Here is a 3,346-nt window from a genome sequence, read left to right on the forward strand (position 1 = left end):
CCACGCCACACCGCATCGCGCCTGTGATCGCAGGTCGTGCTCCACATAAAACGACGCTCGAGATAATGCGCCTTATGCGGAGCTCCGCATAAGGCACACGCCAGGCGTAAGTTCCATGAGCTGTGGGTCAACCACGGCAGCCCGATCGGCGCGCAGGCCTTGAAGTTCTTCGGCGAGCTCTACGAGGTTGAACGGGTCGTGGCCGAGCTGGGACCAGAAGACCGCCGGCGCGGGCGCCAGGAACATTCACGGAAGGTGGCCGATGCGCTGCACCAATGGCTCACCGCGCAGCGGCAGAAGGTGCCCGAGGGCTCGGCGACCGCCAAGGCCATCGACTACAGCTTGAAGCGCTGGCTGGCGCTCACACGCTACATCGACGATGCGGAGCTGCCGGCCGACAACAACCGGGTGGAGAACCAGATCCGGCCGATCGCGCTAGGGCGGCAGAACTGGCTTTTCGCCGGGAGCTTGCGAGCGGGCAAGCGGGCTGCGGCGGTGATGAGCTTGATCCAATCCGCCAAGCTCAACGGGCTCGATCCCTACGCCTATCTACGCGATGTGCTTGAACGTCTGCCGCTCCAACCTGCCAGCCGGATCTCCGAATTGCTGCCGCATGAGTGGACGCAGCGTCGTTCGTGACCTAGCAAGCAACTTCACAGGCTCCCACGATATCTACCGTTGGCCTGGAATCCATCAGCAACGATGTCCCCGTCAGCATCTACGCGCCAAGCGCCGACGATCGCTGCTGGCGGCACACGCTCCCCAACAGAGAGCGCTGGATCGATAACGTACACCCACCCATTGGCGTGCCGCTTTGCCTCGGCCCGAAGCTCGTCGGTTATCCGGGGTGCCGGCCTGGCCGGTTGAAGGAAAGGCCCCCGGAGGTAGCGCTGCACGAAGACTACGCGACTCAGTTCGATGGCGCGCGACTCAGCCTCAGTCGGATTGAAGAATGGACCATTTCGCTGAAGGACCTCGTCAATGGCGTGACGCTGCTCGGAGGGAAGATTCGCGTGCCAAGCGTCGAGATCGCGCAGCAGCTCGTCTACCCCTGTGGAATGAGGCGCTGCCTTTATGTTGTCTACCAGCAGCGATCGTGGCTCTCCCTTAAACGGGGTATCCAGCCACACGTGCTTCCGCACGCTGTGACTTTCCACGTAGAACTCGATTGATCCGCCATCGCGGAATGTCTCGATGCCAGTGATTTGGACAGTCATCGCTCTCGTCTAAGAATCTCAAGCCGCAGTCTAGCCGCACAACTTTTGGTCGCCGTCAAGATGCTTTGGCCGGACGCTTGCACAGCTCGAGCTTGTACCGCTGGCCGTGTCAGGTTGCGGCCATTAGGTCGTCGTTGAGGCGTGCTAGGGATTGGGGACCTTCTGAGGTCGGTCATTAGGTGTTAAGTACCGCACCGCGCTCGAAGAATGTTTGGTACTCATTCTCTGGCACGAAAAGGCCGCCTGTTGTCCAAATCAGGTGCGTCGCCTTTGGAAGACGCCCGGTGAGTCCGTTGCGTGCGAGGTAGGCGTTCCCAGGCCCAGATGAAGTCAGCCACCGAGGGCCTTCAAAAGCTGCTGTTGCCGAAGGCTCGACACGGATTTCCTCTGTGATTGCCGCAGCGTGCAAGTTCCTGAAGAGCGTGTCGTCTTCCACCGTGAAAACGCCGCCTATTCCTGATCTCATCACTTCGACTACGCGCGCCGACGCGCGCGGTACTGCGAGCCCATCAGCTTCTGTCGCGTTGTCCAGGCCGATGTCGTACACGCTCGGGTTCGAACGACTTTCGTCGAGCAGCGAGAGGAGCAAGCAGGGCGACGCCGTTGGTTCAGCAAAGAAGCAATGCACATTCGGGCCGAATGCATGGGAAAGACCAAACGCGATTCCCCCTGGCGCCCCTCCGACGCCACAGGGAAGATAGACAAAAAGTGGGTGCTCTGCATCGACACGGATCCCGAGGCTATTCAACTGGGTTCGAAGCTCATTCGCGGCGGTGCTGTACCCCATGAACAAAGATAGCGATCCTTCGTCATCAACAAAATGGCAGTTAGGATCGACTGCAGCGGCCGTACGTCCGGCTTCTACAGCCGCACCATAGTCGCCTTCGTGCTCTACGACTTGAACTCCCCGTTTGCGAAGTCGATCCTTCTTCCAGCGCTTTGCATCCGCAGACATGTGAACGGTGGCCTCCAAGCCCAAGGCCGATGCGATCACACCAATGCTGAGGCCGAGGTTGCCCGTGGAGCCAACTGCCACCTGGTACTTTCCGAGCACCTCGCGAATCGTCTCTATCGAAAGATCGCCAATGCCGTCCAGCGTAACGTTAGAAGTTTTCAGCAACTGCTTCTCCGCGAATTCCAAGACCTCGTGAATGCCGCCTCGAGCCTTGATGGAGCCCGCGACGGGCAGCGCATGATCCGCCTTGATAAGTACGCGTCCCGACCCTAAGGGGACGCCCAAGTGGTGCTGAAGAGTCGGAACTGGAAGGACAGCGGACTCAATCGCCCCGCGCGTGTCCTGCAACTCCGGAAACATGCCCAGCAAAACGCGACTAAACCGTCGAAATCTGTCTTCTGCTGCTTGTACATCTTCCCGGCCAATCGGCCGGTCACCCCAAGTGCTTCCCATGCGTCCGTCTTCTGCCCGGGCCGGGTTCGTCCAGAACACTGGTTTGCGCGTTCGAACGTTTTTGAAAACTTCAGAATCGCGCTGCTTGTGATTGAAAGTCATGATTGCTTGAACGGCTCCAGGTCCGAAAGAGGAAGGCTCATTTGTAGCTGCGGCTTGCTGGGGGACACAGCATCCGCAATAGGTAGCGATGCGCCGGTGGGCGCGAGCAATGCATTTACTCCCGACCTAGCCACATCGCTGCTGCCTTGGCAGCGAGCATCATGACGGGAATGTTCGGGTTGGCGGATACAAGGTTGGGCATCACTGATGCATCCGCCACGCTCAGGCCATCGATGCCCCGAACACTCAGGTCTGGATTAAGAACAGAGTCGGTCTCATCCTTGCCCATCTTGCAGGTGCACGCGGGGTGATATTGTTGAAACGCGTGAGACCGAATGTATGCGTCTACCTCTGCGTTGTTTCGCAGAGGACGGTCGGGCATGATGGGTTTGCCTCGGAACGCAGAGAGCTCGGTCGACTCGATCATGGCTTGTGCGCGCATCACACCTTCCCGCAAGGTTTCAATGTCTTTCGGCTCGGACAGCGAGTGATAAACGATGCGTGGCCTCTCGGTCGGATCTGCGTGTTGATTTCCATGCAATCCTGACCCGCGATTTCCATCGAATATTGACCCACCCTCTTTGCGAACCAGCCGGCTCACGGTGTGGATAAGTTTTTG

General features: G+C 59.1%; 3 protein-coding genes and 1 pseudogene. 1 reads left to right on the forward strand and 3 read right to left on the reverse strand.

What is annotated here, in order from left to right; translation table 11 throughout:
- Positions 1-93: 93 nt before the first annotated feature.
- Positions 94-639: pseudogene (locus FHT32_RS34730) on the forward strand (IS66 family transposase); the annotation flags it as partial.
- A 14-nt stretch (positions 640-653) separates the two neighbouring features.
- Here FHT32_RS34730 and FHT32_RS34735 read toward each other — a convergent pair.
- The 3 genes from FHT32_RS34735 to FHT32_RS34745 all read right to left on the reverse strand — a co-directional run.
- Positions 654-1,217 carry a hypothetical protein gene (locus FHT32_RS34735; protein ID WP_176669060.1) on the reverse strand — a complete coding sequence of 188 codons (564 nt, stop codon included), beginning with the start codon at positions 1,215-1,217 and terminating at the stop codon, positions 654-656.
- Between the two features lie 175 nt (positions 1,218-1,392).
- Positions 1,393-2,727, reverse strand: a complete 1,335-nt coding sequence (locus FHT32_RS34740) for a D-serine ammonia-lyase (protein WP_176669061.1) — start codon at positions 2,725-2,727, stop codon at positions 1,393-1,395.
- Between the two features lie 115 nt (positions 2,728-2,842).
- The coding region (locus FHT32_RS34745) for a GMC oxidoreductase (protein ID WP_218088550.1) at positions 2,843-3,346 on the reverse strand (504 nt) is incomplete at its 5' end.

The organism is Variovorax sp. SG517 (genome assembly GCF_013376045.1).
GTDB lineage: Bacteria > Pseudomonadota > Gammaproteobacteria > Burkholderiales > Burkholderiaceae_C > Variovorax.

Coding starts and splice junctions, on each gene's coding strand:
- FHT32_RS34735 (WP_176669060.1), bottom strand. CDS start 1,217: ATGACTGTCCAAATCACTGGCATCGAGACATTCCGCGATGGCGGATCA.
- FHT32_RS34740 (WP_176669061.1), bottom strand. CDS start 2,727: ATGACTTTCAATCACAAGCAGCGCGATTCTGAAGTTTTCAAAAACGTT.